Below are 17,672 nucleotides of genomic sequence, written 5' to 3'. Positions count from 1 at the left end.
TCCCCATTTATGATGTTATCAATCCAATCTTACGGGCTTCATTCAGCCAGCTTGGGAACTCTTCTAGCATACTCTCATAAAGAAACTCTTCGCTAACATCATTTAAATCATCAAGCTCAAAAAAGCTACAGTTATCAAGCAGTCGCCCTGTCATCTCATCTAAATCTTTTAGAATGCCATAATGATATCCTCCTAAACCGACAAACTGCCAAAATATAGGCAAGTTGGCGGCTTCGGTCATGATTTTACTGATACCGCGCGTATCTCTGACCCCACCATCACTAATAAATAGTACGTATACTGGTACATCAAGCCCATCGTTTTGATAAAACTGCGTCACTGCTTCCATCACGCCAGCTTCATTATTAGTACGTGAACCCAGCTCCCATTTACGCCAGCCGCCCTGCACGCTATCAATAAAGTCTTCATAATTATCCAGTCCAACTGTGCCTAGATACTGTGAATGCTGACCAAACGCCCAGCAATCCAGTGCTTGGTCATCATCAAAGCTGACGGCTAACGGTAACAAGCGATTGACCACTTCTTGCACTCGACCTTCTTTATATTGTCTATTCATTGAACCAGTCGCATCTAATACTAAAGCAACTTTAGCTGTTAATTGCTGTAATTGACGTTTTTCGAGTGAGATGGTAGCTTTTTTGGCAAGGTTTACGAGCTTGGGTGCTTTGTCCAACATGACTTTTTCTAAGGCAACTTTTGAGGTATTTATTTTGGCTGGCTGAGAAACTTGTGAAGAAATGGCTTCGCTTTCACTCTCTTCTACTTCGCCACCAAAATGCTGAACAATGGCTGCTAAGCCACCGTTAAAACCTTGCGCAACATTCGCTAAACGCCAAATACCATTTTTACGATAAATCTGCATCAGCATACTGGCTTGCTGCTGAGCAAAATCTGCGGCTTGATATTCTGCCTGCGCTTTTTGGGTTTGCTGCCAAATGCTAATCTCTAACGATTGAATTTGATTGAGCAGTGTATCAGCCGATAACACAAAAAATAAGCTATCTACTGTGGCTGGTAGTTTGGCTAAGTTGATTTTGAACTCAGCTTGTATGCTTTTAATTGATGACGGCTGCGATTCATAATGCGTAAGCTTTATTTGCTCACATGGCGAGGACATCTGATTATAAAACACCATGTAATCATCATTGATAAGCTTGCCCGCTGCATCTAACGCAAAGCAGCTGATGTCCATCTCTATCGGACTTTGACGAATGAATTTGAGCGTGATTAGTGCTGTATCATCAATACCAAGATTGCTTAACGGTGAGCGTTGTCCGACGGTGAGATGGTTCATGGTGTTCCTTAACGTTGCGTATGTCGTTTGACAGCTATGATTATCTGCCAAATTAATATAGCAAACCAGATATAGAAAAATAAGCTTATGAACTCAATTCCATTTCTATCTTTGATAAATACTCTAAATGGAAGTATATTTACTGCAAATTCATTAAAAAAACTTGATATCGCGTCAAACCATTTCCATGACATAAAATAATCGTGACTCTCAAAATACCATTTACTCCATGAAGCATTGTTGACCCAATCCAATGACACAAAGTACACATGACTTTTAAAATACCACTTATTCCATACAGTTATTACTGTATATACAAAAACCGAGACAATTAAAATGAAAATTGGCCTGAGATAATTCTCACCAAATTCAGAAATAAAGTTGTTAACATTGAAGACCCATCTAGCTCTTCTGGACTCTTCGTAAACCTTATCTTTTTTATATTTCTTAATTTTTACATCTTTATTATTTTCTTTTATCTTTCTAATATATTCAATTTCCTTGACTTTTATGTCATTAAGTTCTTTCTTATAAGCCTTCATTTCCTCAGTAAAGAATTTATTTGCTTCAAGCTTATTACCAACATCATCAAAAGACTGTTTTATTATTCTAAAAGTCTCTCTATCAGTATCTTTCGTATTTATTTCCGTGTTTAAAAAATTAGGTTCTTGCTTCAAATTTGCTTTTGAAAAACTTAAACCTGACTTAAATTTTGTATCCCTAAAATTAGAAAAGTCTTTAAAAGTAGTGTATATAAACTCCGTCTTATTTTCACTTTTTCCATCACCAAATACCACTTGCTCAAAGGCAGCGAATTCCTCAAAAATACTTTTATAGAATCTAGCTTTTACAAATGAACTTTTATATACATCAAATATTCCTTTTACATTTGAATCTTCAAATGTAAAATCATTTATTATGCAATTTTTCAATTCAAATTTTTTATTAAATTTAGTCCCTTCAATTAGCAAGATGTTTATGCTAAATATATCTTTTATATTATCTAACAAATTCATATATTCTTTATTATACTTATCTATATTTTTATTTACTATCTCTTTTTCATAATCTATATTTATAAAGTTAAGTTTGAAATTACTTTCAAACTCACAATTTAATATACTAATCTTATTGAAATAATATCTTTTTCTATAATCTACTAATATCTTCTTACAGTCCTCATCGTTACATTTTTTATCTAAACCTTCCAACATCTCAGATATATTTATGAGAACACTATTAATTTTTATTTTTTTAATAGTTATGTCTTTATTAAAAGTACAATCATGAAATAGGTTATAGCATATATAATTATAATCACCATTATTATTTATGCTTACATTTTTTTCGAATATACATTTAGAATACCTGTATTTATCTTCGGATATATCTAATTTAGGCCCATCTTTGTCAATTTTACTTTTATCACAATATATTAAATCTGCTTCTAATTTCAAAATTTCATTAAAAGTACAGTTAGAGTAGTATTTAAAATACCTATTACTTATCAGTTCACTATTAAATGAGCAGTTAGTAAAGTATACTTTTTTAAACTTATCTACTATATAGCTAAAATTTTCCAAAATATTATCTTCTACTTTAGAGAACTCTATGTTCTCTATGTACAACACACTATTGCTGATAATATTTATTACATCATCTTTATCGTGAAATTTATTAAACCTCAAATCATCCAAAGTAACGAGCTTTAAAACATCAAAATCCTTTTCATTCTCTAAACCATTGAGACATCTTACCTTTTCCAGTAAATAATCGATAAATAGATCGGGGGAATTTATAATATGAAGATCTACGTCTTGATTTTTGACCTCTTCACTGGAAAGGTGTAAGGCACATTTATTAAACTCTTCAGATACCTGATTGTCACAGCGCTCAAAATCACTTTCCATGTATATTTACCTTGATAAATATCAAAATTGAAGATATTAGCACACAAATATTCACTATTTATCAGAAGTAAGAATTAGTTTGAGCACTAACTAGTAGACAATAAAAAACGCCTCCATATTGGAGACATTTTTTAACTGTTAAAGTGTGAGTTACAACGCCTTTAACTCTTCCATCTGTGCCGTCATCGCTGTCAACTGCCCTTCTAACTCAGCCAATTTCGCTTTTTCAGCATCGACTACTTCTACAGGCGCTTTACTGACGAAGCCTTCATTACCTAGCTTACGTGAGATACCTTCGGCTTGACCTTTCAACTTATCATACGACTTACCTAAACGTGCCAGCTCAGCCGTTGGATCAATTAGCCCTTTCATGGGCACAAGGACGCGCAGCTGACCAACCATACTTGATGACGATAATGGCACGTCATCACCTTCTTTCAGAATGGTTAAGCTCTCTACTTTTGCAAGCGCCTTAAACTGATTGGCGATACGCGATAGACGCGCATCTTCCGCTGCCGAGATATTTTGTAGTAGCACAGGCAGACGTACCGCATTGCCCAGCTTCATCTCACCACGGATATTACGCACGCTGGCGATAAGCTCTTGTAGCCATGCCATATCGGCTTCGGTTTGTTCACTGATTTGCGCACTATCGGTTTGTGGATAGGCGGCAATCACGATACTATCGGTGTCTTTACGATTTAATAGCGGCGCGATGGTCTGCCAGATTTGCTCGGTCAGATACGGCATGATTGGATGGCTAAAGCGTAGCGCGGTCTCAAGCACATGCAGCAGCACGTAGCGGATTTGCGCTTTACGCTCGCTTGATACCGAGTCATCATTGAGGCTGGCTTTGGCAAGCTCAACATACCAATCACAGTATTCATTCCAGATAAATTCATAAATATCATGGCTGACCATATCAAGGCGATACTGGTCAAAATGCTGATGGATATTGGTAATGGTCGAGTTGAGGCGACTCATAATCCATTTTTCTGGTAATTCCCACACCTCAGGATTGGCGGTTTGGTCAATCGCTTGGGCATCGCCTTCTTTATCGACACAGTTCATCAGCACAAAGCGGCTGGCGTTCCAGATTTTATTACAGAAGTTACGATAGCCTTCGACCCGTTTTAGATCGAAGTTGATATCGCGACCAGTGCTAGCAAGGGAGGTAAAAGTAAAACGCAGCGCATCCGTACCAAAGGCTGGAATACCTTCTGGGAATTCTTTACGGGTTTGTTTTTCAATTTTTGCCGCGTCTTTCGGGTTCATCATATTGCTGGTGCGTTTTTCTACTAATGCTTCTAGCTCGATACCGTCGATGATATCGATAGGATCTAAGACATTACCTTTCGACTTAGACATTTTTTGTCCATTACCATCACGTACTAAGCCATGCACATAAACGGTCTTAAACGGAACTTGCGGCGTACCATCTTCATTTTTGACAAAGTGCATGGTCATCATGATCATGCGTGCAACCCAAAAGAAAATAATGTCAAAGCCAGTGACCAAAACGCTAGTCGGGTGGAAGGTTTCCATTACGCGCGGATCGGCATTCACATCAGCCCAATCAAGAGTACTAAACGTCCATAGACCCGAGCTAAACCACGTATCAAGGACATCATCGTCTTGGCGTAATTTTACATCAGCAGCGAGATTATATTTGCTGCGCACTTCGACTTCATCACGAGCGACATAGATGTTACCTTCCTCGTCATACCAAGCTGGGATACGATGTCCCCACCACAGCTGACGGCTGATGCACCAGTCTTGAATGCCATTCATCCATGCCATATACATGTTTTTGTATTGCGCAGGAACGAATTCAATTTGACCGTCTTCTACGGCGGCAATCGCAGGCTTAGCTAGCTCTTTAACCGCCACATACCACTGATCGGTTAACCATGGCTCAACGATAGCACCGCCACGCTCAGCACGTGGCGCTTTTAGTGCATAGTCTTCGATTTCTTCCAACCAACCTTGCTCACCAGCTTGCTCCACAAGGAATTTACGCGCAGCAAAACGCTCAAGTCCTGCGTAGTCACTTGGCGTCGTCTCAAGATTTGGTTCGCGCGTTTGCAAGTCTGGATAGACTTCCATCGCTGGTAAAATATGCGCATGAGCATCTAAGATATTAATCAGCGGCAGCTCATGACGACGACCGAGCTCATAGTCATTAAAATCATGCGCCGGAGTAATTTTTACACAGCCTGTACCAAAGTCAATATCGACATAATCATCGGCAAGGATAGGTACGATACGACCCGTAATCGGTAAGGTAATGGTTTTGCCAATCAGATGCGCGTAACGCTCGTCTTTTGGATTAACCGCCACTGCCGTATCACCAAGTAAAGTTTCAGGGCGCGTGGTTGCTACAACTAGGTAATTTTTGCCATCTTGGGTAGTGATATCTTTATCGGTGAAATGATAGCGAAAATGCCACAGGCTACCTTTTTCATCAACGTTTTCGACTTCTAAATCAGATAGCGCGGTTTGGAATTTTGGATCCCAGTTTACCAAACGCTTACCACGATAAATCAAACCATCATCAAACAGACGCACGAATACTTCTTTAACCGCATTGGACAGACCATCATCCATGGTGAAACGCTCACGCGACCAATCGACCGAGCTACCCAAACGGCGAATCTGACGGGTAATATTGTCGCCCGACTCTTCTTTCCATTCCCATACTTTATCAATAAAATCTTCGCGGCTCATATCACGGCGTTTAATACCTTCCGCTTCTAAACGACGCTCAACCACCATTTGCGTTGCAATACCCGCATGATCGGTACCTGGTTGCCATAATGTATTATCACCATCCATACGGTGATAACGGGTTAGCGCATCCATAATGGCATTGTTAAAACCATGCCCCATGTGTAGCGAGCCAGTGACGTTTGGTGGTGGCAGCGCGATAGAAAACGATTCGTCTTTATCAAAGCTCGGCTTAAAATAACCGCTTTCTTCCCAGCCTTGATACATGCCCGCCTCGACTTCCGCAGGATTATAGGCGTTTTCAAGTTGGCTTAAAGCGGCTTGGATGGAGGTGGTTAAATTGGTTTTAGTATTCGTACTGGGATTAGGAGTGCTCATAATGAAAGGGTCTTTTGTTAATAATGAATGTGGTCAAGCAATACTAGAAATAGCAGATAAAATAGTTGGTAGGACGATTTTAACGCAGATGGCAGGATTTTGTTAGATGCTAAGGCAATTTAGAATTTTTGAAAAATGAAAGTAACCAAATAAGCACCTATAAAACCCTTAATCGGCTGAACGCTCAACATAATGAGCCATATTCATACTATAAAATATAAATATGCCATCGAAAAAAATATATTATATTTTTATACAAAAATCATTATCTGATAAATAGCGAGATGACCGTGCCCCAAGATACTGACCGTAAAAGTAATGAGTATAAAAACGCTGACTCTAAAAATAACAATCGTAAAAGCAACGCTCAGGTTGATCATCTAGACGACGAGCGCTCCAGTGATGCAGCGCATACGACTGAGCATACGGAGCACTTAGACGATGATGATTTTTCAGGAAATATTAGCGAGGAAGACAAAGCGTCTATTAAAGAGATTGCTAGTGATGACAATCTTAGCGCGCCCAAAAGCTACGCCAGTATTTTAGTTGAGCAAGTTATCGATGCCAAAGAAACCTTTAATCGCTCACTCGGCTCGTTATTTACCAGTGCCTTTACTGCAGGACTTGAGATTGGTATCAGCTTATTTGTGATTTTATCCGCTTTTGCATTATTAAGCGAAGTAATACCACGCGAATATGCCATGGTACTCGCTTCGCTATTATATCCCCTCGGTTTTATTATCGTGGTCATCGGTCAGTCGCTATTGTTTACTGAGCAAACCTCCCTGTTAAGCTTGCCTGTGCTTAATAAAATCGAACCATTACACAAGTTGCTACGGCTTTGGGGCATTGTCATCGTAGGAAATATCGTCGGCGGTTGTCTATTTGCCGCACTGATGATTGGCTTAGGTATTAATATGCAGTTATTTACCGTTACTGATATTGATGCCTATGCTCAGCATGTTTTAAGTTTTAAATGGTGGGTGATATTCGGTAGTTCAGTATTAGCGGGTTGGATGATGGGCGTTGCTGCGTGGCTTGTGACCTCAGCGCGCGATACGCTTAGCCGTATCGTACTGGTAACCCTGATTACTGGCAGCATTGGCTTTTTGGGCTTACATCATAGTATCGTTGGTAATATTGAGGTATTTTCTGCGTTGATGTATGGCAATACGGTGAGCTTACTTACCTACTTATGGTTTTTAGCGGTAGTTTTGGTTGGCAATACTATAGGTGGGGTGGTATTTGTCGCAGTACTTAAAAACCGGACGTTTTTATTTGATATGGCTAAGGTAAAAGAGGAAGCTGAAACACGCGAAAGAAAGAGAATAAGCTAACGCGGATAAATATACGCCAGCGTTTATGTTAACTTCTTTTTAATTTAAATGTCATTTAGGTTTTTCAGCGGTTATCACCGCAGTGCCGTAAGCAATGGCTTCGACCATACTACCGAGCTGATTGATATTACTGACTTCAAAGCGCAAACCATAAACGTGATTATAGCCCTTAGCTTGGGCTTGCGCGCGCATCCGAACCACTGCTTCGCGGCGGGCACGCTCGAGTAATGTCTCATAAGTAGTGAGATTTTTACCAAAGAAACTTAATACTTTAGCAATTACCATTTTGAAATAATCTTGGGCAATAACCACACTCCCAAGTACCAGCTCGCCTTGACTATCAGCCACAAGTTCTGGTTGATAAAAGCGCTCCGTTGAGACAATAATATGTCTCAATTGGGCTTCTGCAATCGCCAATCTAGCCAGATGCTGGCGCTCATGCCGCGCCCCAAAAAACCAGCCCACTACAAACAAGACCAAAAGCGGTGCATAGTTGATAAGCATTTGGCTAACCGATTGATTCATGACCACTCTCTTATCGTGAAATATCTAAACTTTGCACCACTTTCGCTAACAGTATAAGGCTTATTTAGCCAAAAGGATTAAATCTTGGCAAGTCTTCAGTAGGCGTTTGAGGTGACTGTTCTTGTTGTTGGTTAAAGAGCTCAGTGGGTAGCTGATTTTGAAATGGTGGATGAGGCGTTGAGGGATTTGGTAAGCGCATCACTTTGACCGCTGTGCCATATACGAACAATTCAGCAGCACCTTGAGCGATACTCGATGTAGAAAAGCGTAGCCCAACCACCGCATCTGCACCCAACGCTTCTGCCTTGACAATCATACGGTCGACGGCTTCTTTTCTTGATTCTTCTAACAGTTCTGTATAAGCGGTCAGCTCGCCCCCAACAATATTCTTGATACCAGCAAACAAGTCTTTGCCGACGTGCTTTGAGCGCACCGTACTGCCATAAACCACGTCTAAACGCTCAGTGATTTGATAGTTGGGTAAGTGCTCAAGGTTCGAGAGTTGGATAGCCATGGTGTTCCCTTATGATTGATAGAAAAAGCCGTAAATGACCGCGCTTATCTTCTAGTCATTGGTATGGAACAATAAGAACAGCTCCGTTAAGTTACCTTCGATACTGTTTGCCATTTGCGCCATCTTATCTTGATCTTTACGCATTTGGGCAAGCTCAGGATCTTCATCATCAATACCACTTAGCACAATCATAGGTAAGGTTAATACGGCAACATCTTCTGCAGTTTCTTCATTCTCAAACCAATCACTGGCTTCATCGGCATACATCGAATCAACGAAACCAATTGACCACGCCACAATGTCTGACTCATCAGAAAAATCTATGGCAACTTCTTCATCACCAGCATCTTCGCCAAATGGCAGCTCAATAGGCGTCTCGTTTTTTAGCTCAGCTATAATTGACTGGCGCCAGCGCTGGATGCCGTCGATAACGTTCTCTGGTACGTCTTTCGCATGCCCTTCAAACAGAGCATCTATCCAATTAGGTAGCGGACGACCAATCACGGTTGCCGTTAAAAAACCATGGGTCGCAATACTGTCCAAGATATAGTCTTCATCAGCACTGTCTAAAAAGTCTGCTAATGCGTCTAAGCTTAATTGGTTACTCATGGGGCTATGTCCTTAGGTCAATATAGTATTTATTCATATAGTAGTTATAGAGCTAATAGTCATATAGCAATCATATAGGAATAAAATGATTATAGTGTGAAAATGATACTGATAATTGGGGGTAATAACTGGCGCTGAAAATATAGAAGGTAAAAACGCATACCCTGCGTACTATAAGCTTATACCTAGCTTGCGCTTGTATATCGCTGTTATTTAGAAATCGTCGTCTTCCCAATCATCATCGTCTTCATCAAAATTATCGATGTCGTCTAACTCGTCTTTTAGCTCTTTTGCCAAGCGTTTTTCTTCTAGTAAATTATCGATTAAGCGGCGCTTTTCGAGGCTGCTTAGGCGAGTACGAACGCTGGTTTCTGCCTCTTCAACCATTTTGGCATCATCATCATCAGAAAATTCACCATCAAAATCATCATCGATATCAGTATCACTCATGACCAACTCCTAAACTTGTACAAAAATTAAAATAGTGGGATACATACATGCCTTATAAAGTCTCTGTTCCGCGTTGTCAATCATTTTCATTTTTTCATTCACTTTGGAACGTCTTTACGAGGTGATTATCGCTTGCATTATTTGGTTTAAACCATATTTAATTGTGGCTTGATTACCGCTCAATCGACGCTGTAACCATATTTCTTTTACCTTTAGTTACCGCCCATTAGTACGGCATCACGAACATCAGCAAGACGCTCCATCATGGCAGCGTTACCACCATCAAATACGACGCATTCGCGCTCATAGACGGTGGTTGGGCGCTTGATGTTTTGGACTTGTACATGGTTGCCAATTTGTTTAAGTCCTGCATTAGGCACTAATATCAGCAATTGTTCTTTCCTACCAACTGTTTTAAGCAGCTGTTTCATCGCCAATTCTTGATCGCTTACTCCAGCTTTTGCTGGCAGAGCAAAGCGTGATAGCTCAATATGTTTATCATGAATAATTTTATTGAGCATGAGGTACAGTTTGGCAAGCATGACTCCGGCAAGGGCTACTTTGGCATGACTACTATTTGCTTTGAGCACTGCACAGGCGCCATGCTCATCAAAGACAGGGCTATTGACGGCACTGACGCCAGACAATAGTGGCTGTTTTAATAGCTCCGTTAATGCTTGATTAAACAGCTGGGTGCAAAGCGCTAAATAAGGAATGCGCATCTCAGGCGTTAAGCGCTCAAGCATGCGATACTCATCATGAAACATAATTTGCACGCTGACACTATCAAAAGCCCGAGTAGCCGATAACTTAGCGACGTTTGGCATCACCGCATTATCCTCATCTATCTTATTGTAAGCAGTATCGCTGCTACTGGCACTGCTATTTTTGATAAATGAAGGAACATTTTGTTCATGGGTATGCTGCGTCTGTAAGTAATTATCCATTTCACTATGAACGGCTTGCCCTTCCCCAAAGGTAGTATGACTTAGGCGACCACTGCTGATACTGTCATTATCAGTTCCCGTATTATTTCCAGGGTTACGACGGCGAAAATTGTCAATATCACGACTTAGCGCATTGATCTGCTCTTTAGTGGGACGAGCAATATAACCATAAGCGACCCAAAGTAGCAGATGAAAGATGAGCGAGCCGATAACAAACGGCCACTGCATGGCAATGATTTCGCCTTTGCTAATGTCTTTGAGGGTTAGCGCCACACTACCGATAACCGCATCGCCTTCAGTTGCGATTTGAGTGAGGGTAATCCCTTTTTGCATTGGCGCGTTGCCCACCGGCACTAGCACCTCGCCTTTACCATCTTTAATAACCAAGCTTGCGATGTCCTGCTCACTGGTATAACGATTGGCAATCACGCTTAGGCTTACGCGGTCTTTATTCTCTAAAGATAGGCGCGACTCATCGATCAGCTGGCTGATGGTCTGCTCGCCTTTTTGCTCGCGATTCTTAGTCAATTGTTGGTCGGTGCTAATCACCAGCAGCAGAGTTTGCAAACAAAAACTGACCAAAACAATAATGGCAAACAGCCCTTGCCGCGGCGCTAAATACGTCATGATATCGGAAACTTTTTTGAATAGAGGAAGTTAAAAAACGAGATATGGCTCATTTTCTGGAAAAATAAATCATCAATACGGATCATCTAAATAGGTTTTGTCTGGATAACGTTAACGTTATTCTCGATATTAATCATCAATATTATTATTCATAAAATCGATATCAACACGATTATCCTGCGACACTATAGCATTATCATACGTATTATAAACACGGTTATAAACGTAGTGACTATATTAGAAATACGGACAGAAATAGACGCGCTCATCATACCGCTTTTAGCGGCAGTTTTTTACTTTAATGCTTACCAATTCTGTAATAAAGTTCCATATTTAATCCAAAATGACTCCAAAAAATACTTCACCGCTCATCTATAGGCGAGGCTGAGTAAAACTGTTATTATTCCTAATCTTATCTGAGCATACAAGGGACAATTAAGCTATGCCAAAAAATACGCCGTACTCGTTACCAAAAGACAGCAAAGCATGGCGACAAGCTGTTGATTCTGTAGCCTCCTTAATGCCTGAAGATGTTGATTTACATGATTTTGATGCCTTACAGCCACTACCGGTGTTCGCCTTAATCGTCGTCTTGCCTGCGCATGTCTCTGCTCTCGACATTCATCATTACGTGCAATCATGGGTCGACAAGCAGCCTAATTGGCATCTGGTTACGGTAGCTGAAGATAAGGAAGCAACCTTTGTTGATATAGAAGTTAATACTAGTACAGCAAATATAGGTACTGTAAATATAGATACAACTGAAGCTATTTTAGGTACGAAGACTACCTCTAAACCACCCTTTATTCCTGCACAAGTGTTCCGTTATCTATTGGTGCCTGTAACCGCAACCTTAATGCACCCTGCTAAAAAAACAGCCGCTGCGCATATGATTGATGAACAATTAACCTCAAGTCTACGTCGTGATTTGGCAGCAGATTATAATAATAATCATCCTGACGCCAAAGACGTGGCGGTTGATAGTCAAAGTTTGGTCGATTGTCATATTCTATCCATCGGTCAAATGTTGCGAACCCATAAGATGGTTTGCTTTGATATGGATTCCACCTTGATAGAGCAAGAAGTCATTGTTGAGCTTGGTAAAGTTGCCGGTGTTGGCGAACAAGTTGAAAGCATCACCGAAGCTGCTATGCGCGGCGAGATTGATTTTGATGACTCATTTGCTCAGCGGGTGGCATTATTAAAAGATGTGCCAACCACGGTATTAGATGAAATTTGCGCCCGCTTAACCTTGTCAGTTGGTGCACGCACGACCATCAGTGCCTTTAAAACCTTAGGCTATCATACTGTGCTGGTATCGGGCGGCTTCACTTATTTTGCCCGCTATATTGCAGAACAATTGGGCATTGATGAAGTTCATGCCAATCATTTAGATATTGAAGATGGCATGGTGACTGGTCATGTGCAAACCCCTATTTTGAATGGCGCTAAAAAAGCGGCAATCGTAGCGCAAACGGCTGAACGCTTGGGTCTTAATATGGCAGAAGTAGTCTGCGTTGGTGATGGTGCCAACGACTTGCCAATGATAGCACTGGCTGATTTGGGTGTAGCTTACAAAGCCAAACCTATCGTGCAAGCGCGCGCAGATGCAGCAGTGAATGTCACCGGTCTTGAAGGCGTACTTTATGCGCTTGGATACCCTGCACTTACTCCTACAAAATAAAGCCAGTAACAATAAAGTGAGTTGAATGAACGCCGTTTAATATCATTATTTTTATTGGTTAAAACATCCTGCATACCAAAATTGTGCTAAGAGAAATTTTGCATACTAATAAGCTGAGTGAGCGACTTTATCGCTGATTCAGCTTATTCTTTTTTATTACCTCTCCCTATTATCTTGATTTTTTAAAAGGAATGTCCATGACGGCATCACCAACACCGCGCTCAGATTCGCCGTCGCCGAATCCGCACGTAGAACCTGCTCCTGCACATAAAGTGCACGTACACCATGATAGCCCGAAAGAACTATTAGCGATTTATATCAAAGGTATGACTATGGGCGCAGCCGACATTGTGCCCGGTGTCTCAGGCGGCACTATTGCTCTTATTGCTGGTATTTATGAACGGCTAATTAATGCACTCAGCAGTATTGGTCCTAGCTTGTGGCATATATTTCGCGCTGATGGCGGAATGAAAGGCTTACTTGCTGTTTGGCGACAGGTTGATGCGACCTTTTTATTGTGTTTAGTGGCAGGTATTGCGACCAGTTTAGTCACCCTAGCCGGAGGGATAAAATATCTGCTGGACAATGAGCCATTATTGATTTGGTCATTCTTCTTTGGACTGGTCATCATGACGGTGGTAATTTTACTAACGGAGATTACACGCTGGACAGTTGCACGCGCTGGACTATTTTTGCTGGGGGCGGTCGCGGCAGTGATTATCAGTAGCTTGCCAATACTTAGTACTACGCCAAGCTTGCCTTATTTATTTGTCGCTGGTGCCATTGCCATTTGCGCGATGATATTACCGGGTATTTCTGGCTCCTTTATTTTGCTCTTGATGGGTGCTTATGACACGGTACTTGAGGCAGTACATACTTTTAATTTAACTATCTTGCTGACGTTGATGGCAGGTATGGTGACAGGTTTACTGCTCTTTACGCGTATGCTTAAGTGGCTGTTATCACGCTACTACCAAGCGACTTTAGCGTTATTAACGGGATTTATTGCAGGATCTTTGGTCAAAGTATGGCCGTGGAAAACCGATGCTTTAGGCACACTCACCAGTGACGCTATTAATAATGTCGCACCATGGCAGTATCCTACTGGCGCGCATTGGGGCATGACTTTGGGGTTAATGGTATTAGGCGCAGTTCTAGTATCTCTACTATCATGGTGGGGTCATCGCAGTAATAGTGAGTAACTAGCCAGTTTATACAACCAACCATGACTCACCGTTTTGGGCTTTTATGGGCTTTCATAAACAGTAATAATAAACGTCAGTGACTGTCGCAAGGACACTGTGCGCCTCTTTAGCTTTATTCGTTAAGCTTCCATAATATAAGGATTAAAGTTCACCTTATGAGAAGCGAGATGAATGATGATAGTAGCGATATTGGTGAGTGGTGATATAAGCGCTTTGAGTACCGGCGCGCTGTTTGGTTGTGGTGTGGTCAGCGGTTTTTTATTAGCCTTGACCTTATCGGCACAGCGCTGGTTATGGTGGGTAGTTGGGGCTATTTTATATTGGCTTAGCGTTGATCTGCTGTATCAATGGCTGAGCAGCTGGCTACCGCTGACGAATTGGGAGTGTTATGTGCTGGCAATGGGTCTGTGTTGGCTGCCCTTTGCTCTATGGATTTCGTATCGAATCCTTCGCTATGGTAGCGTGAGCAATATTAAGACCGTTGAAGTTAAAACTTTAAATATTAAAATTATTAGTGTTAAATCTAAAGATATAAACCATAGTAGTATTGCTGATAGTGATATGAAACATAGAGATACTAAACATACTCATAATAGTTATAACTGTATCGAACACAGCCCTGTATATAATGAAGACTTTCAACCGCGCTTTCGTTAAGTAATCTGATTCTTTTATTAAATGCGCCTCCAGTTTTTTATAATTATTATTCTCTTTTTTTATCTAAAAGATAAGCATAGCAAGTTCGACATACTATTATTAACAAGATACTTACCTCATGCTTAATAGTGTCTACACAATTGCTAATGAATCTATAAGCACCATTCCTTTATAATGTAATCATATCACTACATAACTGCGCGTAGAATTGTTATAAAGTACGTTTTATTTTATCCTTTATTTTTAGGAGTTTGTCCATGTTTACTATTCCTGTTCTTGATGTGAAGTCTGATCCCTTAGACGTCTTGCTTGCTGCTATCGGTTACCGTTTGTCCATGCTTGCCAGTAGTGACAATGAAGCATTCAAAGATTTGCTTGCTGATAAAAAAGCGACTATTGAATTTGCCAGCGATGAGTCTGATGTGGCGCGTTACTTTAGCTTTGATAATGGGCAATTTAGTCAACATCGCGGACATGCAGATACGCCGACGTTAACGATTAAATTTAAAGACTCAATGACGGGCGTAAAGTTGTTAACCAAAGGTGACCTTTCTGCCTTTATGACTGCGGTTCAAGATAAAGAGTTGAGCATTGAAGGCGAATATAGCTTGCTCATGTGGTTCAATAAGCTTGCCAAACATATTGTACCTGCAGTACCAGAAGAGCTAAAACCACATATCGAACGTGTAAAGCCTTATGCGTATAAAGCCCAGCAATGTGCAGAACATTGGATTGGTGTTGCTAAATATAAATTGGGTAAATAGATTTTTTGTTATTACCACCAATTAGCAACCTGTAATGCAGGTCTGCTTTTTATATTAAGGTTGCGGTATACTACGGTTACCGCACCTTTTTTTATGATTTTTTTACCTTCAATTTAAGTTAATCTTGAGGGTTTTCTTTTCATTAGTGATGTCTAAATATATTTTTACTTTCTTATTTGCCTAATACTTATTATAAAAGGATTTTCCTCATGGCAGGACTGCTGAGCATTACTGAACCTACCGAGAATATAAACAATAGTATCATTGCTGATAACATCAAAAGCGATAGTGATTTCTTTACCAATACTATGCAAGCGCCAACTGCTCCTATCATTGGTAGCCGCGAACAGATTGCCGAATTGTTTGATTTGCCATTAATGGATTTATTGTTGCAAGCGCAAACCATTCATCGCCAACATTTCAAGGCCAATGAAGTGCAAATCAGCACCTTGTTGTCTATTAAAACAGGTAATTGCCCTGAAGACTGTGGTTATTGCTCACAATCGGGTCATCACCGTGATAAAACTAAACTAGAAGCTGAAAAGCGCATCGACGTTGATAAAGTCATTGCTGCGGCAAAACGTGCTAAAGCCACCGGTTCATCACGGTTCTGTATGGGTGCGGCTTGGAAACATCCGAGCGCGAAAGACATGCCATATGTAGTCGAGCTGATTAAAGAAGTTAAAGAATTAGGGTTAGAGACGTGCATGACCTTAGGTATGCTTAATCCTGATCAAGCAACGCAATTGGCCGATGCGGGATTGGATTATTATAATCACAATCTTGATACATCGCGCCGTTACTATGAGCAAGTGGTCAGCACGCGCAGCTACGATGACAGACTAAATACGCTTGATAATGTGCGTAATTCTGGCATCAATGTGTGTAGTGGTAATATCGTTGGTATGGGTGAAAGCCGTGATGACCGCATTGATTGGGTACATGAACTACTCAAAATGCCAAAAGCGCCTGAGTCTATCCCTGTTAATTTATTGGTTCCTATTGCTGGTACACCGATTGGTGATAAAGTGTTGGCAGAAGGCGGCTTATCTGTTCTTGAGTGGATTCGTACCATTGCGGTAACGCGTATTTGTTGCCCAAGCAGCTATGTGCGTCTGTCGGCTGGACGCGAAAGTTTATCAGATGCTGAGCAATCGCTGGCATTTATGGCAGGTGCTAATTCGTTCTTTTATGGTGATAAGCTACTCACGACAGGCAATGCTAGCCAGTCAGGCGATGATAGGTTGATGCGTGAACTTGGGCTGACCAAGCAATTTGCTGCGCCAAGAGCACCAAAACTATTACCCGTTCTCGATGCCGTTAGTGGTCATGAATCACAAATGGTATTGGCGGATTAATACTAAATCGCGTTTGGGCTTAGCAATATTCTGATTTCAAACAATAATTATTGCTAAGCTTGCTGCGTTTGCTGACTCTCAATTGCATACAATATAGATTAACACGAGCACAAGAGACTTACATGGTAGATTATTTTAACTGGATTAAAGCGGCACATATTATCTCGGTAGTCACTTGGTTTGCGGCAATTTTCTACTTGCCGCGCTTATATGTCTATCATGCCATGAGCAACGATAAAATCAGTCACGAACGCTTTATTATTATGGAGCGTAAGCTGTATCGCGGTATCATGACTCCATCGATGATTGCTACTTGGACTTTTGGGCTTTGGATGGTATTTTTAGGTTGGGATACTTATAAAACCCAAGGCTGGTTACACGTCAAGATTTTCTTGGTTGTACTACTATCTGCCTATCATGGCGCATGCGGTTTTTATCGTAAGAAACTGGTAGATAATCCACAATATAAGTCGCACGTGTTTTGGCGCTGGTTTAATGAAGTACCTGTGTTTGCGTTGGTCATTATCGTCATTTTAGTCGTGGTAAAACCTTTTTAAAATCTGGTTTAAATTTGGTTAAACGCTTAATAAGCAAAAATCCTACATAACTTATCACGGTTATGCAGGATTTTTTATTCCTTTTAATTAGGACAGATACTGAGTTGA

15 protein-coding genes are annotated in these 17,672 nt (G+C 40.8%); 7 read left to right on the top strand and 8 right to left on the bottom strand.

Features of this window, described 5'->3' with window-relative positions; all coding sequences use genetic code 11:
* Positions 1–7 precede the first annotated feature (7 nt).
* The 3 genes from H2245_RS08060 to H2245_RS08050 form a co-directional block, all read right to left on the bottom strand.
* Positions 8–1,315 (bottom strand): VWA domain-containing protein, encoded by a 1,308-nt coding sequence (locus tag H2245_RS08060; RefSeq protein ID WP_182406893.1) that lies wholly within the window; start codon positions 1,313–1,315, stop codon positions 8–10.
* 8 nt (positions 1,316–1,323) lie between these two features.
* Positions 1,324–3,225 carry a hypothetical protein gene (locus tag H2245_RS08055; protein WP_182406892.1) on the bottom strand — a complete coding sequence of 634 codons (1,902 nt, stop codon included), beginning with the start codon at positions 3,223–3,225 and terminating at the stop codon, positions 1,324–1,326.
* 150 nt (positions 3,226–3,375) lie between these two features.
* Complete coding sequence (locus tag H2245_RS08050) at positions 3,376–6,330, bottom strand: valine--tRNA ligase (protein ID WP_182406891.1); 2,955 nt, start codon at positions 6,328–6,330, stop codon at positions 3,376–3,378.
* Positions 6,331–6,620: 290 nt separating this feature from the next.
* Here H2245_RS08050 and H2245_RS08045 point away from each other — a divergent pair, with 290 nt between their 5' ends.
* Positions 6,621–7,667 carry a formate/nitrite transporter family protein gene (locus tag H2245_RS08045; RefSeq protein WP_310734125.1) on the top strand — a complete coding sequence of 349 codons (1,047 nt, stop codon included), beginning with the start codon at positions 6,621–6,623 and terminating at the stop codon, positions 7,665–7,667.
* A gap of 51 nt (positions 7,668–7,718) precedes the next feature.
* On the opposite strand, the gene H2245_RS08040 is transcribed toward H2245_RS08045, so the two are convergent.
* From H2245_RS08040 to H2245_RS08020, 5 genes are all read right to left on the bottom strand, one after another.
* The gene (locus H2245_RS08040) at positions 7,719–8,192 is read right to left on the bottom strand and encodes a YbjQ family protein (RefSeq protein WP_182406889.1); all 474 of its coding nucleotides are present in this window, start codon (positions 8,190–8,192) and stop codon (positions 7,719–7,721) included.
* Positions 8,193–8,256: 64 nt separating this feature from the next.
* A complete protein-coding gene (locus tag H2245_RS08035; protein WP_182406888.1) occupies positions 8,257–8,706 on the bottom strand; it encodes a YbjQ family protein in 450 nt (149 codons plus the stop codon).
* A 51-nt stretch (positions 8,707–8,757) separates the two neighbouring features.
* Positions 8,758–9,315: a UPF0149 family protein gene (locus H2245_RS08030; protein ID WP_182406887.1), complete on the bottom strand. Its 558-nt coding sequence runs from the start codon at positions 9,313–9,315 to the stop codon at positions 8,758–8,760.
* A 213-nt stretch (positions 9,316–9,528) separates the two neighbouring features.
* Positions 9,529–9,765, bottom strand: a complete 237-nt coding sequence (locus tag H2245_RS08025; RefSeq protein WP_182406886.1) for a PA3496 family putative envelope integrity protein — start codon at positions 9,763–9,765, stop codon at positions 9,529–9,531.
* Positions 9,766–9,977: 212 nt separating this feature from the next.
* Entirely contained in the window at positions 9,978–11,339 is a 1,362-nt protein-coding gene (locus H2245_RS08020; RefSeq protein WP_182406885.1) for a hypothetical protein, read from the bottom strand.
* Positions 11,340–11,781: 442 nt separating this feature from the next.
* On the opposite strand from H2245_RS08020, the gene serB reads away from it, so the two are divergent.
* From serB to hemJ, 6 genes are all read left to right on the top strand, one after another.
* Entirely contained in the window at positions 11,782–13,023 is a 1,242-nt protein-coding gene (serB, locus tag H2245_RS08015) for a phosphoserine phosphatase SerB (protein ID WP_182406884.1), read from the top strand.
* Positions 13,024–13,220: 197 nt separating this feature from the next.
* Positions 13,221–14,225, top strand: coding sequence for a DUF368 domain-containing protein (locus tag H2245_RS08010; protein ID WP_182406883.1), 1,005 nt, complete (start codon positions 13,221–13,223; stop codon positions 14,223–14,225).
* 174 nt (positions 14,226–14,399) lie between these two features.
* The gene (locus tag H2245_RS08005) at positions 14,400–14,885 is read left to right on the top strand and encodes a hypothetical protein (RefSeq protein ID WP_182406882.1); all 486 of its coding nucleotides are present in this window, start codon (positions 14,400–14,402) and stop codon (positions 14,883–14,885) included.
* Positions 14,886–15,142: 257 nt separating this feature from the next.
* Positions 15,143–15,649, top strand: coding sequence for a hypothetical protein (locus H2245_RS08000; protein ID WP_182406881.1), 507 nt, complete (start codon positions 15,143–15,145; stop codon positions 15,647–15,649).
* Positions 15,650–15,957: 308 nt separating this feature from the next.
* The gene (gene bioB / locus H2245_RS07995; protein WP_182407104.1) at positions 15,958–17,007 is read left to right on the top strand and encodes a biotin synthase BioB; all 1,050 of its coding nucleotides are present in this window, start codon (positions 15,958–15,960) and stop codon (positions 17,005–17,007) included.
* Positions 17,008–17,129: 122 nt separating this feature from the next.
* Positions 17,130–17,564 (top strand): protoporphyrinogen oxidase HemJ, encoded by a 435-nt coding sequence (hemJ, locus tag H2245_RS07990; protein WP_182406880.1) that lies wholly within the window; start codon positions 17,130–17,132, stop codon positions 17,562–17,564.
* Positions 17,565–17,672: the final 108 nt, after the last annotated feature.

Origin of the sequence: Psychrobacter sp. GP33 (assembly GCF_014119005.1) — a bacterium.
Classification (GTDB): Bacteria; Pseudomonadota; Gammaproteobacteria; order Pseudomonadales; family Moraxellaceae; genus Psychrobacter.
Note: the sequence above shows the minus strand (reverse complement) of the source record. Positions and strands in the feature narration are given on the sequence as shown.